The 17,021-nt window shown below is 35.6% G+C and carries 17 protein-coding genes; 10 read left to right on the top strand and 7 right to left on the bottom strand.

Annotation, left to right across the window (positions count from 1 at the left end; all coding sequences use genetic code 11):
- Positions 1-183 precede the first annotated feature (183 nt).
- The 6 genes from rihC to HMPREF3264_RS08350 form a co-directional block, all read right to left on the bottom strand.
- Positions 184-1,092, bottom strand: coding sequence for a ribonucleoside hydrolase RihC (gene rihC / locus HMPREF3264_RS08375; RefSeq protein ID WP_070873274.1), 909 nt, complete (start codon positions 1,090-1,092; stop codon positions 184-186).
- A 148-nt stretch (positions 1,093-1,240) separates the two neighbouring features.
- Positions 1,241-1,531 carry a cytochrome aa3 quinol oxidase subunit IV gene (gene qoxD, locus HMPREF3264_RS08370; RefSeq protein WP_002442087.1) on the bottom strand — a complete coding sequence of 97 codons (291 nt, stop codon included), beginning with the start codon at positions 1,529-1,531 and terminating at the stop codon, positions 1,241-1,243.
- Entirely contained in the window at positions 1,528-2,133 is a 606-nt protein-coding gene (gene qoxC / locus HMPREF3264_RS08365) for a cytochrome aa3 quinol oxidase subunit III (protein WP_002442089.1), read from the bottom strand. The genes qoxD and qoxC overlap by 4 nt, the downstream gene beginning before the upstream one ends.
- Positions 2,123-4,111, bottom strand: coding sequence for a cytochrome aa3 quinol oxidase subunit I (qoxB, locus tag HMPREF3264_RS08360; RefSeq protein ID WP_070872949.1), 1,989 nt, complete (start codon positions 4,109-4,111; stop codon positions 2,123-2,125). Before qoxB ends, qoxC begins: the two co-directional genes overlap by 11 nt.
- Positions 4,111-5,235: a cytochrome aa3 quinol oxidase subunit II gene (gene qoxA, locus HMPREF3264_RS08355; protein WP_002442093.1), complete on the bottom strand. Its 1,125-nt coding sequence runs from the start codon at positions 5,233-5,235 to the stop codon at positions 4,111-4,113. The genes qoxB and qoxA overlap by 1 nt, the downstream gene beginning before the upstream one ends.
- A gap of 302 nt (positions 5,236-5,537) precedes the next feature.
- Positions 5,538-5,855 (bottom strand): DUF5011 domain-containing protein, encoded by a 318-nt coding sequence (locus HMPREF3264_RS08350; RefSeq protein WP_002442094.1) that lies wholly within the window; start codon positions 5,853-5,855, stop codon positions 5,538-5,540.
- 264 nt (positions 5,856-6,119) lie between these two features.
- On the opposite strand from HMPREF3264_RS08350, the gene HMPREF3264_RS08345 reads away from it, so the two are divergent.
- Positions 6,120-7,265 carry a globin domain-containing protein gene (locus tag HMPREF3264_RS08345; protein WP_070872947.1) on the top strand — a complete coding sequence of 382 codons (1,146 nt, stop codon included), beginning with the start codon at positions 6,120-6,122 and terminating at the stop codon, positions 7,263-7,265.
- A 212-nt stretch (positions 7,266-7,477) separates the two neighbouring features.
- Here HMPREF3264_RS08345 and folD read toward each other — a convergent pair whose 3' ends face one another.
- Positions 7,478-8,335 (bottom strand): bifunctional methylenetetrahydrofolate dehydrogenase/methenyltetrahydrofolate cyclohydrolase FolD, encoded by an 858-nt coding sequence (gene folD, locus HMPREF3264_RS08340; protein ID WP_002442099.1) that lies wholly within the window; start codon positions 8,333-8,335, stop codon positions 7,478-7,480.
- Positions 8,336-8,537: 202 nt separating this feature from the next.
- Between folD and purE the strand changes: the two genes are divergently transcribed.
- Genes purE through purN form a run of 9 tightly spaced genes read left to right on the top strand, consistent with a single transcriptional unit; the run spans position 8,538 to position 17,007 of the window.
- The gene (gene purE, locus HMPREF3264_RS08335) at positions 8,538-9,020 is read left to right on the top strand and encodes a 5-(carboxyamino)imidazole ribonucleotide mutase (RefSeq protein ID WP_037541305.1); all 483 of its coding nucleotides are present in this window, start codon (positions 8,538-8,540) and stop codon (positions 9,018-9,020) included.
- The gene (purK, locus tag HMPREF3264_RS08330; RefSeq protein WP_070872944.1) at positions 9,007-10,134 is read left to right on the top strand and encodes a 5-(carboxyamino)imidazole ribonucleotide synthase; all 1,128 of its coding nucleotides are present in this window, start codon (positions 9,007-9,009) and stop codon (positions 10,132-10,134) included. Before purE ends, purK begins: the two co-directional genes overlap by 14 nt.
- A complete protein-coding gene (gene purC / locus HMPREF3264_RS08325) occupies positions 10,135-10,842 on the top strand; it encodes a phosphoribosylaminoimidazolesuccinocarboxamide synthase (RefSeq protein ID WP_070872942.1) in 708 nt (235 codons plus the stop codon).
- Positions 10,839-11,099: a phosphoribosylformylglycinamidine synthase subunit PurS gene (gene purS, locus HMPREF3264_RS08320; protein ID WP_002442107.1), complete on the top strand. Its 261-nt coding sequence runs from the start codon at positions 10,839-10,841 to the stop codon at positions 11,097-11,099. The genes purC and purS overlap by 4 nt, the downstream gene beginning before the upstream one ends.
- A gap of 1 nt (position 11,100) precedes the next feature.
- Positions 11,101-11,772: a phosphoribosylformylglycinamidine synthase subunit PurQ gene (purQ, locus tag HMPREF3264_RS08315; RefSeq protein WP_037541307.1), complete on the top strand. Its 672-nt coding sequence runs from the start codon at positions 11,101-11,103 to the stop codon at positions 11,770-11,772.
- Positions 11,765-13,954, top strand: a complete 2,190-nt coding sequence (gene purL, locus HMPREF3264_RS08310) for a phosphoribosylformylglycinamidine synthase subunit PurL (RefSeq protein WP_070872940.1) — start codon at positions 11,765-11,767, stop codon at positions 13,952-13,954. The genes purQ and purL overlap by 8 nt, the downstream gene beginning before the upstream one ends.
- Positions 13,933-15,417 carry an amidophosphoribosyltransferase gene (gene purF / locus HMPREF3264_RS08305; protein WP_070872937.1) on the top strand — a complete coding sequence of 495 codons (1,485 nt, stop codon included), beginning with the start codon at positions 13,933-13,935 and terminating at the stop codon, positions 15,415-15,417. Before purL ends, purF begins: the two co-directional genes overlap by 22 nt.
- Positions 15,410-16,444 (top strand): phosphoribosylformylglycinamidine cyclo-ligase, encoded by a 1,035-nt coding sequence (purM, locus tag HMPREF3264_RS08300; protein ID WP_070872935.1) that lies wholly within the window; start codon positions 15,410-15,412, stop codon positions 16,442-16,444. Before purF ends, purM begins: the two co-directional genes overlap by 8 nt.
- Positions 16,441-17,007, top strand: a complete 567-nt coding sequence (purN, locus tag HMPREF3264_RS08295; protein WP_070872933.1) for a phosphoribosylglycinamide formyltransferase — start codon at positions 16,441-16,443, stop codon at positions 17,005-17,007. Before purM ends, purN begins: the two co-directional genes overlap by 4 nt.
- The last annotated feature ends 14 nt before the right edge of the window (positions 17,008-17,021 follow it).

Genomic DNA, 17,021 nt, shown 5'->3' with positions numbered 1-17,021 from the left:
GGCTCAAGCCATGCCCGCGGCAAGGGAGCCAAGTAATACGAAGTATCTACAACTTGGCTTTTTCTTTAAAAGGGTTAGTCTACAATCTGAAATAATAAGCCATTAATCTATTATAAAGTGCATCCAAAATTTCATTTTTTGGGTGTGCTTTTTTTCGAGATTAATGGCTATTTGTTAATCATTTTATTTACAATAATTGAGTGCTTCTAAGAAAACCTCTTCATACATGTTTTCTACAGGAGATAATACGACTGTACAATTCGGATATTGCGATTTGAAATCTACTACAGTTGCTCCTTTAGTATAACGACCATCTAACTCAATTTGTACATCTGCTTCAATCACACTAAATGCTTGTGGACATAGTAAATAGAGGATAGTGAATACATCATAAATTTTAACACCATATTCAAAATCTTCGCTTCTATAATGTTGAAATATATCATGAAGCATTAATCCAGTTTCATTTGTATTTTTGAATTTTTTCACAAAGTCATGTGTAAACATAGCTTCTCTAGCTAAATCAAGACCAATCATTGTTAAAGGTAATCCAGAATTGAATACAACTTGAGCGGCTTCAGGATCACAATAAATATTGAACTCAGCTAGGGGTGTGACATTACCTCGACCGGTACTTCCTCCCATAAGAACAATTTCTTTAATATGTTTTGTTACTTCTCGATAAGTTGAAAGGAGTATGGCTATATTCGTTAATGGACCTATGGCTATGATGGTAACAGGTTCTTCGGAATTTAATAATGTCGTTTTCATAGCCTCCACAGCATGAGTAGATGCTAAGTCCTTTTCAGAAATAGGTGGAAATTCGTAGCCATCCATACCTGATTCACCATGAACAGGAATCGCATCGACAATTTCATTTAATAATGGTCTCGAAGCACCTCTGTGGACAGGGACATCGCTATTAAAGAATCGTTTCAATTTCAAAGCATTGGCGGTTGTCTTTTCAATTCCAACATTTCCATTAACTGTAGTAATCATCTTCAAATCAAATTCGGGATGACATAGGGCAAGACTTATCGCTGCCGCATCATCTATACCTGGATCTGTATCAATAATAATTGGTGTAACCATCATTTCTCTTCTCCTTCTTGAAAATAAATTCCCATTAAGCGTAACACTATAGTAATGTAATTTCGACAATAAAAAAAGCAAGCTAACATATAAAATGCTAGCTTGCTTGTGATTAACAAAGCCATGAGCTTGATAATCTGACTCATTTTTATAAGTGGTGAGAGTGACCACCTTGCATTACCCAGTATGTTCCGATAACAATAGCTAGAGTAATGATAATTGCGAAGATAACTTTGAATGATTGAAGACGTCCGTCTCTACCTTCAGTTAAGTGCATGAACATTAATAATTGAACTGCAGCTTGGATAAATGCGAAACCGAAGATAATTGTTACCTTAGCATGGAATGTCATTGATGTGTATAGTGTTACGAAAACTGCTAAAAGCGTTAAAACGATAGAAGCAATAAATCCGACTGTATGTTTTACGATTGTATTCATCCGCTATACACCATCCCTATCATATATACGGCAGTGAAGATGAAGATCCAAACAACATCTAAGAAGTGCCAGTATAAACTTACTATAAATAACTTAGGAGCATTGTAAGAATCTAAACCGCGTGTGCCGATTTGGATTAATAAGCAAATGATCCAAACAATACCTACAGATACGTGACATCCGTGCGTACCTAATAGGATGAAGAAACTAGACCAGAAGGAACCGATAGTTGGGTTAACTCCTTCTTGTGCATAGTGTGCGAATTCGTAAATTTCAAAACCTACGAATACAAGCCCTAATAGTACAGTGATGATCATCCAAATCATCATTAAGTTTTGTTTCTCTTTACGCATGTAGTAAATTGCAATACCACAAGTGTAAGAACTTAATAATAATGAAAATGTCATTATTAGTACAAGAGGCAATTCAAATAACTCAGTAGTCATTTTGTGTGCGTAATCGCCACCGTGTTGCAAAGTTAATAACGTTGCGAATAGGGTACCGAATAACGCGAATTCAGCTGTAAGGAATATCCAGAAGCCAAGTTTATTTAATTCGCCTTCATGACTACGTGAATCGATTGTTTTTGTATCATGACTCATGACTTACAGCCTCCCTTTCTTTAATACGAGCTTCTCTTAAGCGTTTTTCAGTTTCAGCAACTTCAGAAGCAGGGATATGGTAACCATGATCAATTTGGAAACTTCTCCAAATCATAGTAATGAAAATACCTGCTAAGCAAATAATTGCAGGAACTAAAGTTTCAAAGATTAAGAAGAAACCGCCGATTGTAAAGAAGATACCCATCCAGAAACCTACTGGAGTATCGTTTGGCATATGAATATCTTTGTAATTATGGTTGTCTAAGTAATGACGACCATGTTCTTTCATATCAACAAATGTATCGTAGTCATTCCAGTCTGGAGTGATTGCAAAGTTGTATTTAGGTGGAATAGCTGATGCTGTTGTCCACTCTAAAGTACGACCAAGTCCATCCCAGTTATCACCAGTAGCTTCACGTGGTGCTTTGATGTGACTGTAAACGATACTTGCTACTAAGAATAGGAAGCCGATTCCCATAAGTAATGCACCGATAGTTGAGATGAAGTTTAATAACCACCAACCATCAGAAGGCATGTAAGTGTATAAACGACGTGGCATACCATCTAATCCTAGGATGAATTGTGGTAAGAAACAAACGTTGAATCCAATCATGAATAACCAGAAGCACCATTTGTTTAACGTTTCGTTTAATTTGTAACCCATCATTTTTGGATACCAGAAGATTAAACCAGCTAAGCAGGCAAATACTACACCAGTAACCAATGTATAGTGGAAGTGGGCTACTAAGAAATAAGTGTTGTGATATTGATAGTCCGCAGAAAAAATCGCTAACAAAACACCAGTAACCCCACCTAATAGGAAGTTAGGGATGAATGCTAATGAGAATAGCATAGGTGACTCAAATGTGATTCTACCTTTATATAGTGTTAATAACCAGTTGAATAGTTTAACACCGGTAGGAACACCGATTAACATTGTTGAAATTGAGAAGAATGAGTTGATTAACGCACCATTACCCATTGTGAAGAAATGGTGAACCCAAACTAAGAAACTTAAGAACGCAATACCTGCAGTCGCCCAAACCATGCTTTGGTGACCGAATAGGCGTTTACGTGCGAAAGTTGGAATAATTTCAGAGTAAATACCAAATGCAGGCAAGATAACGATATATACCTCAGGGTGCCCCCAAACCCAGAAGAAGTTTGCCCATAACATTGGCATACCGCCATCTGCTACTGTAAAGAAGTGTGTACCAAATATTCTATCTGTTGTCATTAAAGCTAACGCTACTGTTAAAACAGGGAAAGCTAAAATAACAATTAATGTAGTAATAAATGTTGTTACAGTAAACATTGGCATTTGCATAAACTTCATTGTAGGAGTTTTACATCTAAGTATTGTTACAAAGAAGTTAATACCGGTCATCAATGTACCTAAACCGGAAATCTGTATTGCAACTAAATAATAGTTGACACCTGGTCCAGGACTAAATTCACCAGCAAGTGGTGCGTAGTTAGTCCAACCTGCAGCTGGAGATCCACCTACGATAAATGAAAGGTTGAATAAAATCATACCAGCGAAGAATAGCCAGAAACTAACGTTGTTCATTACAGGGAAGGCAACATCACGTGCACCAATTTGTAATGGAACTACGATATTCCATAAACCAAAGATGAAAGGCATCGCCATGAAGATAATCATGATTACACCGTGCGTACTGAAAATTTCATCATAGTGGTTTGCTTCCAAGAACTTATTATCTGGAATAGTTAATTGAGTACGAATTAATAACGCGTCAATACCACCACGAACGAACATTAATACGGCACAGATTAAATACATTACACCGATTTTTTTATGGTCTACGGATGTGAACCATTCTCTATATAGATATTTCCATAATTTAAAATACGTAATTACTGCGATAAGTCCGATAACTAAGAACGGGGCACCAATTTGTGCCATGATAATCATCCAGTTACCTTTAACGAGTAATTCATCCCATGGAAAATTCATTAATGTCCACCTCCATGATCATCATGTTCTTTTTTTTGAAGTTTAGACGCATTTTCGTCTTTTGCTCCTTTAGAAATTTTTTCCATTTCTTTAGAGTTATGGTCCTCTTCTTTTTTGAACTCATTGTCATATTTTTCATTGTTGCCGAGAATTATTGGTTTCATACCATGACGTTCATAGTTTGCGTTTGTAACTTTAACCTTACGAGCAGGTTTAATTGGTTTGTCCTTAACATCTTTATAAAGATCTTCTTCTGATGTGAAGTTAGGATCTTTCTGAACGAAGTTATATCGTTTATATGCGTAAAAGATATATTCAGGATCAGCCGCTGGGTCAACAAACGCCATATGAGTACCATTAAATGTTAATTCTTTGTTAGGTGTACTTGGTAAGATTTGTTTGTCAAAAGTATCTTGACTTAATGTTTTCTTACCTTTAGCTTCTTTAACCCATTTATCGAAATCACTTTGGCTTACAGAGTGAACTTTAAATGTTTGACGTGCAAATCCGTCACCATTGAAGTTAGAGTTACGACCTCTGAAGGTACCTAATTGATCGGCTGTTAAAGTCCAATTCATTGTCATACCAGTCATAGCATATTTCTGACCACCTAATTGTGGAATCCAGAAACTTGTCATAGTATCCATCGCTTGAAGCTTGAATACGACTGGACGATCTTTAGGAATTGTTAATGTATTAACAGTTTCGATGTGTTGATCTGGGTAGGCAAAGAACCATTTGTAACCAGCGCTTACTGCGTAAACCACAAGTGGGTCCTTGTCTTTTTGAGGTGGTTTCTCGTAATCGTATAATGTTTTAACTGTTGGGACAGCTAATGCAATAACGATTAAGATAGGTACCACAAACCAAATTGTTTCAATTAAAGAATTGTGGTGCATCTTGCCTGATTCTGCATTTTTATTATAGCTATACTTATAAATAAAGAATGCAAACATGGCAAGCACAACGACAACAATAACAAGCATGAAGATGATTGAGTAGATGATCAAGAACTTCTGACTACTTGCTACTGGCCCTTTTGCATTAAAAACTTCTATATTTGAGCAGCCACTAAGTAAAATTAGTGTGCCAAATAATAGAAGCAAAGACTTAAATTTTGACACTTTTTTTGACCTCCTAATACTACAAATGTAGGGCTTACCATTAATTTTAGTTTATTACACAATATTTACAAGTACCTGTATTAAAAAAAATATTGTTATATGTAAAGAATATGCATTGATATAAGGTATGACGGGGATTGTAAGATTTGTTAAAATTATGTGTACATTTTGTGAAAATCGACAAATTTAACAAAATTACATGTAATGCAATATAAAATTGAGAAACGTTATCAATTAGAGGGTTTGAGAGGGTTTATAAACAAAAAAAGTTGAGAAAATTTCTCAACTTTGTAAAAAAATATTTATTTTACTTCAATATATCTTGTGGAAGTTTGTTCGGCTCCGTCAGAATCAGTCACTTTATATTTAACTTCATATTTACCTACTTTTGATGTATCTACTAGACCGTCGACTTTAATTTTATGTGTTAAGTCTCCATCTTCTTTATCATAAGCACTTACACCATTTAATAAATTGTAGTCTTCACCTTTTTCAATAACAATGTCGTTAACGCCTCGTAATTGAGGTTCGGTATTTGAAGTAGCTTGGGCATTTAAATTAGGTGTCACTAGGGTAGCTGAAACGCCAAGTGCCGATAATGACTGAATTAATTTGTTCATAACGTAACCTCCGTCTGATAGTCATTTATGATTTAAGTCTAATATACTTTATATTAGATATTTATACATCATACTATGGTCTTAATATAACCTAGTATTAATCTAAATTAAATATATTTTTGGTAAATTTCGTTTAAGTTTATGTAAATTGAAAGTTTTGTGAAATATTTAGCATTTTGTTTAATTTTTAAATAAATAGGAATAAACTGTAATTGCGTCAAATTAATAGGCCTTTAAAAAGACCTTAATGTGGGAGTGGAAATAATGTTAACAGAAAAAGAAAAAAGTATCGTTAAAGAAACAGTGCCTGTACTTCAAGATAAAGGTGTGGAAATTACTTCACATTTTTATAAAAGAATGTTTAAGCAACACCCTGAGTTGAAAAATATGTTCAACCAAACCAATCAACAAAAAGGTCTTCAATCTACAGCACTAGCGCAAAGTGTTTTAGCAGCGGCTGTAAATATAGATCATTTAGAAAACATCATGCCAGTTGTAAAAGAAGTTGCGTATAAACATTGTGCACTTCAAGTTCCGCCAGCAGGTTATGATATTGTTGGAGAAAATCTTATTGCAGCCATTAAAGAAGTTGTTGGGCTAGACGATAGTCATGATATTATAAAAACTTGGAAAAAAGCATATCAGGAAATAGCTGATGTATTTATATCAGTAGAAAAAGATATCTATAGCCAAATGGCTTGGGATGGTTTCCAACCATTTAAAATTGAAAAAATTAATCAAATTTCTTCTGATATCAAATCATTCACTGTAGTATCTGATGAATATGATTTAAGCCAATTTGTACCAGGTCAATATATTACGGTCGATGTAAGTAGTGAGAAAATGCCATATCGTGCTAAACGTCACTATTCTATCGTTGAAGGAGATAAACAACATTTAACATTCGCAGTTAAACGTGATGTAACTACTGATCATGAAGGTGAAGTTTCTACTATATTACACGATGAGTTATCAGAAGGAGATTCAATTAACCTTTCTGCTCCAGTTGGTCCATTCAAAGTGAGTAACTTATCTAATGAACAGTTATTCTTAGGCTCAGGAATTGGAATTACTCCATTAGTTCCTATGTTTAATGAAGTTGTTGAAAATGGTTCAAAAGCTAAATTTATACAAGTTATTAATGATGTGAATGATATACCTTTTGAATCTTTAATTACTGAAATAGCTGATAAAAGTGAAAATGCTGATTATCAACTTTATGATAAAAATGAACAAGGCTATTTAGATAAAGAAAAATTAAAAGCATATATAAATGAAGAAACTGAAATTTATATTTGTGGAGGAACACATTTCTTAAAATCAATTATTGAAGCATTGAAAGAATTAAATGTAGATGCTAGCAAGATTCATTATGAAACATTTATTCCTAAACTAAGTGTTAATGTATAAAACTGTATAGAATAGAATATAAATTTTAAAATAAAAGCTCTAAGATGATTTCTAATTGTAATTTGCACCTCGAAAAGTCGGACCAAGAATCCAACTATATGGTGAGTATTACTTTGAAGAAATGGTCTTAGAGCTTATTTTGTATTAGTCATATATATATTTATTAAGAATTAAACTATTGCGTCAGTAACAATTCAATATTGAGAGGCATTCTACTTAATGCCGCGACGCATTTTTTCTGCAAGTAATGTGTTATTAAGTACCATCGTAATTGTTAATGGTCCTACGCCTCCAGGTACAGGCGTAATAGCGCCAGCGATTTCTTTTACTTCTTCATAGTCAACATCGCCTTTTAATTTACCGTTTTCATCTGGCGTATTTCCGACGTCTATGATAACGGCCCCCTCTTTAACCACATCTTTACTAACTAATCCGGGTTTACCTACAGCGCTCACAATAACGTCAGCATCTTTTAAATGTTTACTCATATCTTTTGTACGAGAATGTAACACAGTAACAGTTGCATTAGCTTGTAATAATAATTTGGAAACTGGTTGTCCTACAATATGACTTCGGCCAATCACTACCGCATGTTTACCTTCTAAATCAATATCTGCATGTTTTAGAATTTCCATAATACCTAATGGTGTACATGGAACGAAAGTTTGCTCATCGATATAAAGCTTACCTATGTTAGAAGGGTGAAAGCCATCTACATCTTTATCAGGATTAATAGATTCTAAAACTTTTTGTTCGCTTACTTGTTTAGGTAGGGGAACTTGGACAAGTATTCCGCTAACTGAATCATCATTGTTAAGTCTTTCTAATTCTTTTAATACGTTTTCTTCGGAAGTTGTTTCATCTAAATGGACAATTTCAGAAATCATTCCTATTTTTTCAGCAGCTTTTTTCTTCGCTTTGACATAACTTTGACTTGCACCATCATTTCCGACTAGTATGACTGACAATTTCGGAGTATAACCTTGCTTATTTAATTCTTCGACTTGTTGTTGTAGACCTTGTCTATATTCTTTTGCGATTTGCTTACCATCTAAAATTTTAGCAACCACTTAAAACGCCTCCTTATTTTAATTAATATCTTAACTTTAACACTAATATTAATCTAATTAATAGTCAAAAGACGTAAATTAAATTTAAATTTAATATTAAAGTTCGATTTTTGATTGAAAAAGTATGACATGATTGTTATGCTATATCTGTAATATACAACTATTTCTTATCACAATACAAACTTTTGAAAGGGTGTGCAAAGTGAGAGTAGCAGTCATTATGGGCAGTTCTTCAGACTGGGAAATTATGAAAGAAAGTTGCAAAATGTTAGAAGAATTTGAAATACCGTACGATAAAAAGGTCGTTTCTGCACATCGTACGCCTCAGTTAATGTTCGAATTCGCTAGCGAAGCACGTCAAAATGGTTATGACATTATTATCGCAGGTGCAGGGGGCGCAGCACATTTACCTGGAATGGTAGCATCGATGACAACTTTACCTGTAATAGGTGTTCCCATTGAGTCGAAAAGTTTAAAAGGTTTAGATTCATTGCTTTCAATCGTACAAATGCCTGGAGGTATTCCAGTAGCCACAACAGCTATAGGTAAATCCGGAGCGAAAAATGCTGGAATTCTAGCAGCAAGAATGCTAGGAATAAACAATTCAACAGTTCAAAAGAATTTGGAAAATTATGAAAAATCTCTAGTTAATAAAGTGGAGGCAATGCAAAATGAGCTTCAATAAATTAAAATTCGGTTCAACAATCGGAATTATTGGCGGAGGTCAATTAGGGAAGATGATGGCACAATCTGCGCAGAAAATGGGCTACAAAGTGATTGTGTTAGATCCTAACGAAGATAGTCCGTGTCGATACGTTGCACATCAATTTATCCACGCTGAATATGATGATGAACAAGCTTTAAATGAACTAGGTGAGAAAACTGACGTCATTACTTATGAATTTGAAAATATTTCCTCAAAGCAGCTTAAACAACTGACAGAACATTATAACGTACCTCAAGGTTTCCAAGCGATCCAATTACTTCAGGATCGATTAACGGAAAAGCAAACATTACTAGAAGCAGGAGCGCAAATTGTTCCTTTTCTACAAATTAAAAATTCACAAGATTTAACACAAGCGATTGAAACATTAGGTTATCCATTCATCGTTAAAACTCGTTTCGGTGGCTATGATGGCAAGGGCCAAATATTAGTTAAACAGGAATCAGATATTCAAGAAGCAGTGTCATTAATTGAAAATCAAGAATGCGTAGCTGAACAATATCTTGATATCGATAAAGAAGTGTCTCTTACTGTCACAATTGGTAACGAGCAACAAACCACGTATTTCCCATTACAAGAAAACGAACATAGAAATCAAATTTTATTTAAAACAATCGTGCCTGCTAGAACAGATAAAGAAAAAGAGGCACGTAAAGAGATAGATAAGATTACGAACGTCATCCATTTTGTAGGTACTTTTACAGTTGAATTTTTCATAGATAAGAATAATAACCTTTATGTAAATGAAATTGCGCCACGTCCACATAACTCAGGACATTACTCTATAGAAGCATGTGATTTCTCGCAATTTGATACACACATATTAGCCGTCACTGGTCAGAAATTGCCTCAGCAGATAGAAGTGCTTAAACCTGCTGTAATGATGAATTTACTCGGTCGTGATTTAGATTTACTTGAAAATGAATTCGGAAATCATCCGGAATGGCATGTTCATATTTATGGTAAATCACAAAGAAAGCCCGACAGAAAAATGGGACACATGACGTTACTAACTGATGATGTGAATCAAACGGAACAATATATGTTAATGAAGTTCGAAGGGAGAGACAAATAAGTGTCATTATTATATGAAGGAAAAGCAAAACGAGTATACACAACAGATACAGAACATCAACTGCGAGTAGAATACAAAGATGAAGTAACCGCAGGCAACGGGGTCAAAAAAGACACAATGCCTGGCAAAGGAAAGTTAAATAATCAAATCACATCCATTATATTTGATTATTTAACTCACCACGACATCAATAACCATTTCATTAAGCAACTCTCTGAAACAGAACAATTAGTCGAACAAGTAGACATTATCCCATTGGAAGTAGTAGTGAGAAATATCGCCACTGGTTCTATTACCAAACGATTAGGCTTTGAAAAAGGACACAAATTTGAAGAACCATTAGTCGAATTTTTCTATAAGAATGACGACCTTAACGACCCGCTTATTACAGACGATCACGTGAAATTGCTCCACATTGCAAACGATGAAGAAATCGTCCAATTAAAACAAATGGCAAAAGAAATTAATCAAGTGTTAGTACAGCTCATGGACGAAATGTCATTAAGACTTGTCGATTTCAAAGTCGAATTCGGTAAAACACACGATGGCACTATTCTATTAGCAGATGAAATTTCACCTGACACATGTCGTATATGGGATAAGCATTCAGATACTAATTTCGATAAAGACGTTTACAGAAATGACACTGGCTCACTCATTGACACATACCAAACATTTTTAGATAAATTGGAGGATCTTAAATCATGAAAACAATCGAATTACACATCACTTTACAACCCCAGGTGCTAGATACACAAGGACAAGCTTTAAACAGAGCCGTTCACGATTTAGGTTATACGCAAGTGAATGATATTCGAGTAGGTAAAGTTTTATACATGACAGTTGATGAAGCTACAGATGAAGCCGTGGATAACATTATTACAACATTAAGTGAAAAGTTATTTGCGAACACAGTCATTGAAGAATATAGCTATAAAGTGATTGATGAAAAGGAGAATGCATAAGATGAAATTTGCAGTTCTTGTATTTCCAGGTTCAAACTGCGATAGAGATATGTATAATGCAGCGATTAAATCTGGTGTAGATGCAGCATATGTCGATTATCGCGAAACAAGTCTAGAGGGGTTTGACGGAGTACTGATTCCTGGAGGCTTTTCATTCGGTGATTATTTAAGATCAGGTGCAATGGCAAGTGTTGCTCCTATTATTAATGAAGTGAAACGTTTAGCACAAGAAGGTAAGCCAGTCCTTGGCGTGTGTAATGGATTCCAAATTTTAACAGAAATTGGTTTACTTCCAGGTGCATTACTACATAATGATTCACACCTCTTCATAAGTAGAAACGAAACATTAACGATTACTAATAACCAAACACCATTCACACATTTGTATGAAGCAAATCAAGAGGTTGTTTATCCAGTTGCCCATGGCGAAGGTCATTATTACTGTACCGATGACATGTTTACTGAACTTGAACGAAACAACCAAATTATACTTAAATATACGGATAATCCAAATGGCTCATACGAAGATATTGCTGGAATCGTCAATAAAGAAGGAAATGTATGTGGGATGATGCCACATCCTGAACGTGCGCTTGAAACATTGTTAGGCACAGATAGTGGTGTGAAATTGTTTGAATCAATGGTCAAAAGTTGGAGGGAACAACATGTCTAAATTTATCGAACCAAGTATTGAAGAAATTAAACTTGAAAAACTTTATCAAGATATGGGGCTCAGTGATAAAGAATACGATAAAGTAGTAGAAATTCTTGGCAGAGAACCCAACTTTACAGAAGTAGGCATATTCTCAGTCATGTGGAGTGAACATTGTTCATACAAGCATTCTAAACCTTTCTTAAAGCAATTCCCAACAACAGGTGAACATGTGTTGATGGGTCCAGGTGAAGGTGCTGGTGTCGTGGACATTGGAGATAATCAAGCCGTTGTATTCAAAGTGGAATCACATAACCATCCATCAGCAATTGAACCTTATCAAGGTGCAGCAACTGGTGTAGGCGGCATCATAAGAGATATCGTCTCAATAGGTGCACGTCCAATTAACTTACTTAATAGTTTGCGATTTGGTGAATTATCAGTCAAACAAAATCAACGTTTACTTAAAGGTGTAGTGAGTGGGATTGGCGGTTATGGCAACTGTATTGGTATTCCTACAACAGCAGGAGAAATTGAATTCGACGATCGTTATGATGGTAATCCTCTTGTCAATGCGATGTGTGTGGGTGTCATTGATCACGACATGGTTCAAAAAGGGACTGCAAAAGGTGTCGGTAATTCAGTGATTTACGTCGGTTTGAAAACAGGACGTGATGGCATTCATGGTGCAACATTTGCCTCTGAAGAACTAACAGAAGAAAGTGAAAGTAAACGTCCTTCAGTACAAATTGGTGATCCATTTGTAGGTAAGAAACTCATGGAAGCTACACTCGAAGCAATTACTTATGACGAGCTTGTTGGTATTCAAGATATGGGTGCTGCTGGTTTAACCTCTTCTTCATCAGAAATGGCTGCAAAAGGTGGAAGTGGTCTTCATTTAAGACTCGATCAAGTTCCAACTAGAGAACCTGGTATTTCACCTTATGAAATGATGCTTTCTGAAACACAAGAACGAATGCTACTCGTTGTTGAAAAAGGCACTGAACAAAAGTTCCTAGACTTATTTGATAAACATGAACTTGATAGTGCAGTTATTGGTGAAGTGACGGATACTGACAGATTCGTTTTAACATATGAAGACGAAGTATTTGCTGATATTCCTGTACAACCTCTATCTGATGAAGCACCTGTATATATTCTTGAAGGAGAAGAAAAGGAATATAACACTTCTAAAAATGATTACAGCCATGTTGATGTGCAAGATGTCTTTTCAAAATTATTAAAACATCCAACCATTGCATCGAAACATTATTTATATGAGCAGTATGATCAGCAAGTAGGCGCAAATACTATTGTTAAACCAGGATTACAATCTTCAGTCGTACGTGTTGAAGGTACAAATAAAGCGATTGCTTCAACGATCGATGGAGAAGCACGTTACGTATTTAATCAACCTTATGAAGGTGGAAAGATGGTCGTTGCTGAAGCCTATCGTAACTTAATAGCTGTAGGTGCTACACCACTTGCGATGACAGATTGCTTGAATTACGGTTCACCTGAAAAGAAAGAAATTTATCAACAATTAATTGATTCGACGAAAGGCATGTCTGAAGCATGTGAAGTTCTAAAGACACCTGTAGTGTCAGGTAACGTTTCTTTATATAACGAAACGCGTGGTACATCTATTTTCCCAACACCAGTTGTAGGTATGGTAGGACTGATTGAAGATATTAACTATTTAAATGATTTCCATCCTAAAGCTGGGGAGACACTTTATTTAGTTGGTGATACACGTGATGATTTCGGTGGAAGCCAAATTGAGAAATTATTATACGGTTCAGTAAATCATGAATTTGAAGCGATTGATTTAAGTGATGAAGTTGAAAAGGGTGAACAAATTAAGAATGCCATTCGTCATGGTATAGCGTCACATGTTCAAACAGTAGGTAAAGGCGGATTACTCCTTACATTAGCTAAAATTAGCGCTTATTATAACATGGGACTTGAGGTTCAACTTGATGTCACTAATGCACAATTATTTAGTGAAACGCAAGGACGCTATATTGTATCGGTTAAAGAAGGGCAAACCCTAGATATCGACCATGCTAGAGAAATTGGACGATTTACTCAAGATGGATTATTCAAAGTATCTAATTCAGAAATTTCTATTTCGGAAAAGGTCTCAGACATTAAACAAACATGGGAAGGAGCAATTGCTCAATGTTTAACTACTCAGGACTAAATGAGGAATGTGGCGTATTTGGTATTTGGAATCATCCTGAAGCAGCACAATTAACGTATATGGGACTTCATAGTTTACAGCATCGTGGTCAAGAAGGTGCAGGTATCGTGGTTTCTGATGATGAACATCTTAAAGGAGAAAGAGGATTAGGATTACTCACAGAAGCGATTAAAGATACGCAATTAGAACAATTAAAAGGTCATCCTCATGCGATTGGACATGTCCGTTATGCCACTTCAGGAAATAAAGGGATTGAAAATATTCAACCTTTCTTATATCACTTCTATGACATGAGCGTAGGGATTTGCCATAACGGTAATTTAATCAATGCACAATCTTTACGACAAAACTTGGAAAAGCATGGCGCCATTTTCCATTCGTCTTCAGATACAGAAGTGATTATGCACTTAATTCGACGTAGTAAGGCGCCTTCATTCGAAGAGGCACTAAAAGAAAGCTTACGTCAAATTAAAGGTGGTTTCACCTTTGCAATACTAACAAAAGATGCATTATATGGTGCGGTTGATCCTAATGCGATTCGTCCACTTGTAGTCGGTAAAACTGAAAATGGTGCATACATTTTGGCAAGTGAAACGTGCGCCATTGATGTATTAGGTGCGGAGTATGTCCAAGATATACATGCTGGCGAATACGTCATTATTAACGATGAAGGTATCGAAGTGAAATCATATACGCGTCATACGAATACTGCTATTTCTGCAATGGAATATATTTATTTTGCAAGACCTGACTCAACCATCGCAGGTAAAAACGTGCATGCTGTAAGAAAAGCATCAGGTAAGCGACTTGCAGAAGAAAGTCCTGCAGAAGCGGACATGGTTATTGGCGTTCCAAACTCTTCATTATCAGCTGCCAGTGGTTACGCTGAACAAATCGGTCTGCCATATGAAATGGGACTTGTGAAGAATCAATATGTAGCCCGTACGTTTATCCAACCGACTCAAGAATTACGTGAACAAGGCGTACGTGTCAAACTGTCAGCAGTTAAAGATATCGTTGATGGAAAGGATATCATTCTGGTTGATGATTCTATTGTGAGGGGCACAACATCAAAACGAATCGTGAAGATGTTGAAAGATTCAGGTGCCAACCAAGTGCATGTAAGAATTGCTTCACCAGAGTTTATGTTCCCAAGTTTTTATGGCATTGATGTTTCCACAACTGCTGAATTGATTTCAGCGAGTAAGTCACCTGAAGAGATTAGAGACTATATTGGTGCTGATTCACTAGCGTATTTAAGTGTTGATGGACTTATCGATTCAATAGGATTAAATTACGATGCACCGTATAACGGATTATGCGTGGAAAGCTTTACAGGAGATTATCCTGCTGGACTTTATGACTATGAAAAGAATTACAAAGCGCATTTAAGTGATCGTCAAAAAGCATATATAGCAAATAATAAACATTATTTTGATAGTGAGGGAAATTTACATGTCTAAAGCTTATGAACAATCAGGTGTAAATATTCATGCAGGCTACGAAGCGGTAGAAAGAATTTCAAGTCATGTTGAACGCACAATGCGTAATGAAGTCTTAGGTGGATTAGGTGGCTTTGGTGCTACTTTCGATTTGTCTCAACTCAATATGAAAGCACCTGTACTAGTTTCAGGTACAGACGGTGTTGGTACGAAATTAAAACTTGCTATTGATTACAATAAACACGACACCATCGGCATCGATGCAGTAGCAATGTGTGTGAATGATATTTTAACAACAGGCGCTGAACCATTATATTTCTTAGATTATATAGCGACGAATAAAGTGGTACCAGAAATCATTGAGCAGATTGTTAAAGGTGTAAGTGATGGTTGCGAACAAACGAACACAGCATTAATCGGTGGCGAAACTGCCGAAATGGGTGAAATGTATCATGAAGGTGAATACGACATTGCTGGTTTTGCTGTAGGGGCTGTCGAGAAAGAAGACTACATTGATGGTTCTAAAGTTGAAGCAGGTCAAGTTGTTATAGGCTTAGCATCTAACGGTGTACATTCTAATGGTTATAGTTTAGTTCGTAAATTAATCGCTCAATCAGGCATCAATTTGAACGATGATTTTCATGGTCAATCATATTTAGATACATTCTTAACACCTACGGAATTGTATGTGAAACCGATACTTGAACTGAAAAAGCATATTAACATTAAAGCGATGAATCATATTACTGGTGGCGGTTTTTATGAAAATATACCAAGAGCGTTGCCTAAAGGCTTATCAGCACAAATCGATACACAATCTTTCCCAACATTAAAAGTCTTTGATTGGTTACAACAACAAGCAAAGATTAGTACTGATGAAATGTATCATATTTTCAATATGGGGATTGGATACACAATTATCGTAGATAAAAAGGATGTTCAAACCGCCTTAACAACTTTACGTGCACTTGATACACAAGCATATGAAATTGGTGAAATTATTGAAGATGCGAAAACACCTATACATTTACTGGGGGTAGAATCGTGATTAAGATAGCGATTTTTGCTTCTGGTTCTGGTAGTAACTTTGAAAATATTGTAAATCGTGTGCAAAAAGGAGATTTACCTGGTATTGAAGTCACGGCGCTATATACGGACAAAGCGGGTGTAAAGTGCATTGAACGTGCTGAAAAATTAAATATTCCAGTCCACATCAATCAACCGAAAGATTTTATATCTAAATCATCATATGAACAACACTTACTAAAACTGTTATCCAACGAAGGGGTTCAATGGATTGTTTTAGCAGGATATATGAGATTGGTCGGCGAAGACTTACTTCATGCATATGAAGGCCGTATGTTAAATATACATCCTTCACTGTTGCCTAAATATAAGGGGTTAGATGCAATAGGACAAGCATATGAAAGTGGAGATAAAGTGACAGGTTCAACTGTACACTTTGTTGATAGTGGCATGGATACGGGAGAAATTATTGAACAACAACAATGTGATATTAAACCGGACGACACAAAAGAAGATTTAGAAGAGAGAGTCAAAAATTTAGAATATGAACTTTATCCAAGAGTTATCGCTAAAATCATTAAATAGAGGAGTATCTTAAA

The sequence above is a fragment of the Staphylococcus sp. HMSC62A08 genome, from assembly GCF_001839105.1.
Lineage (GTDB): Bacteria > Bacillota > Bacilli > Staphylococcales > Staphylococcaceae > Staphylococcus > Staphylococcus caprae.
Note: the sequence above shows the minus strand (reverse complement) of the source record. Positions and strands in the feature narration are given on the sequence as shown.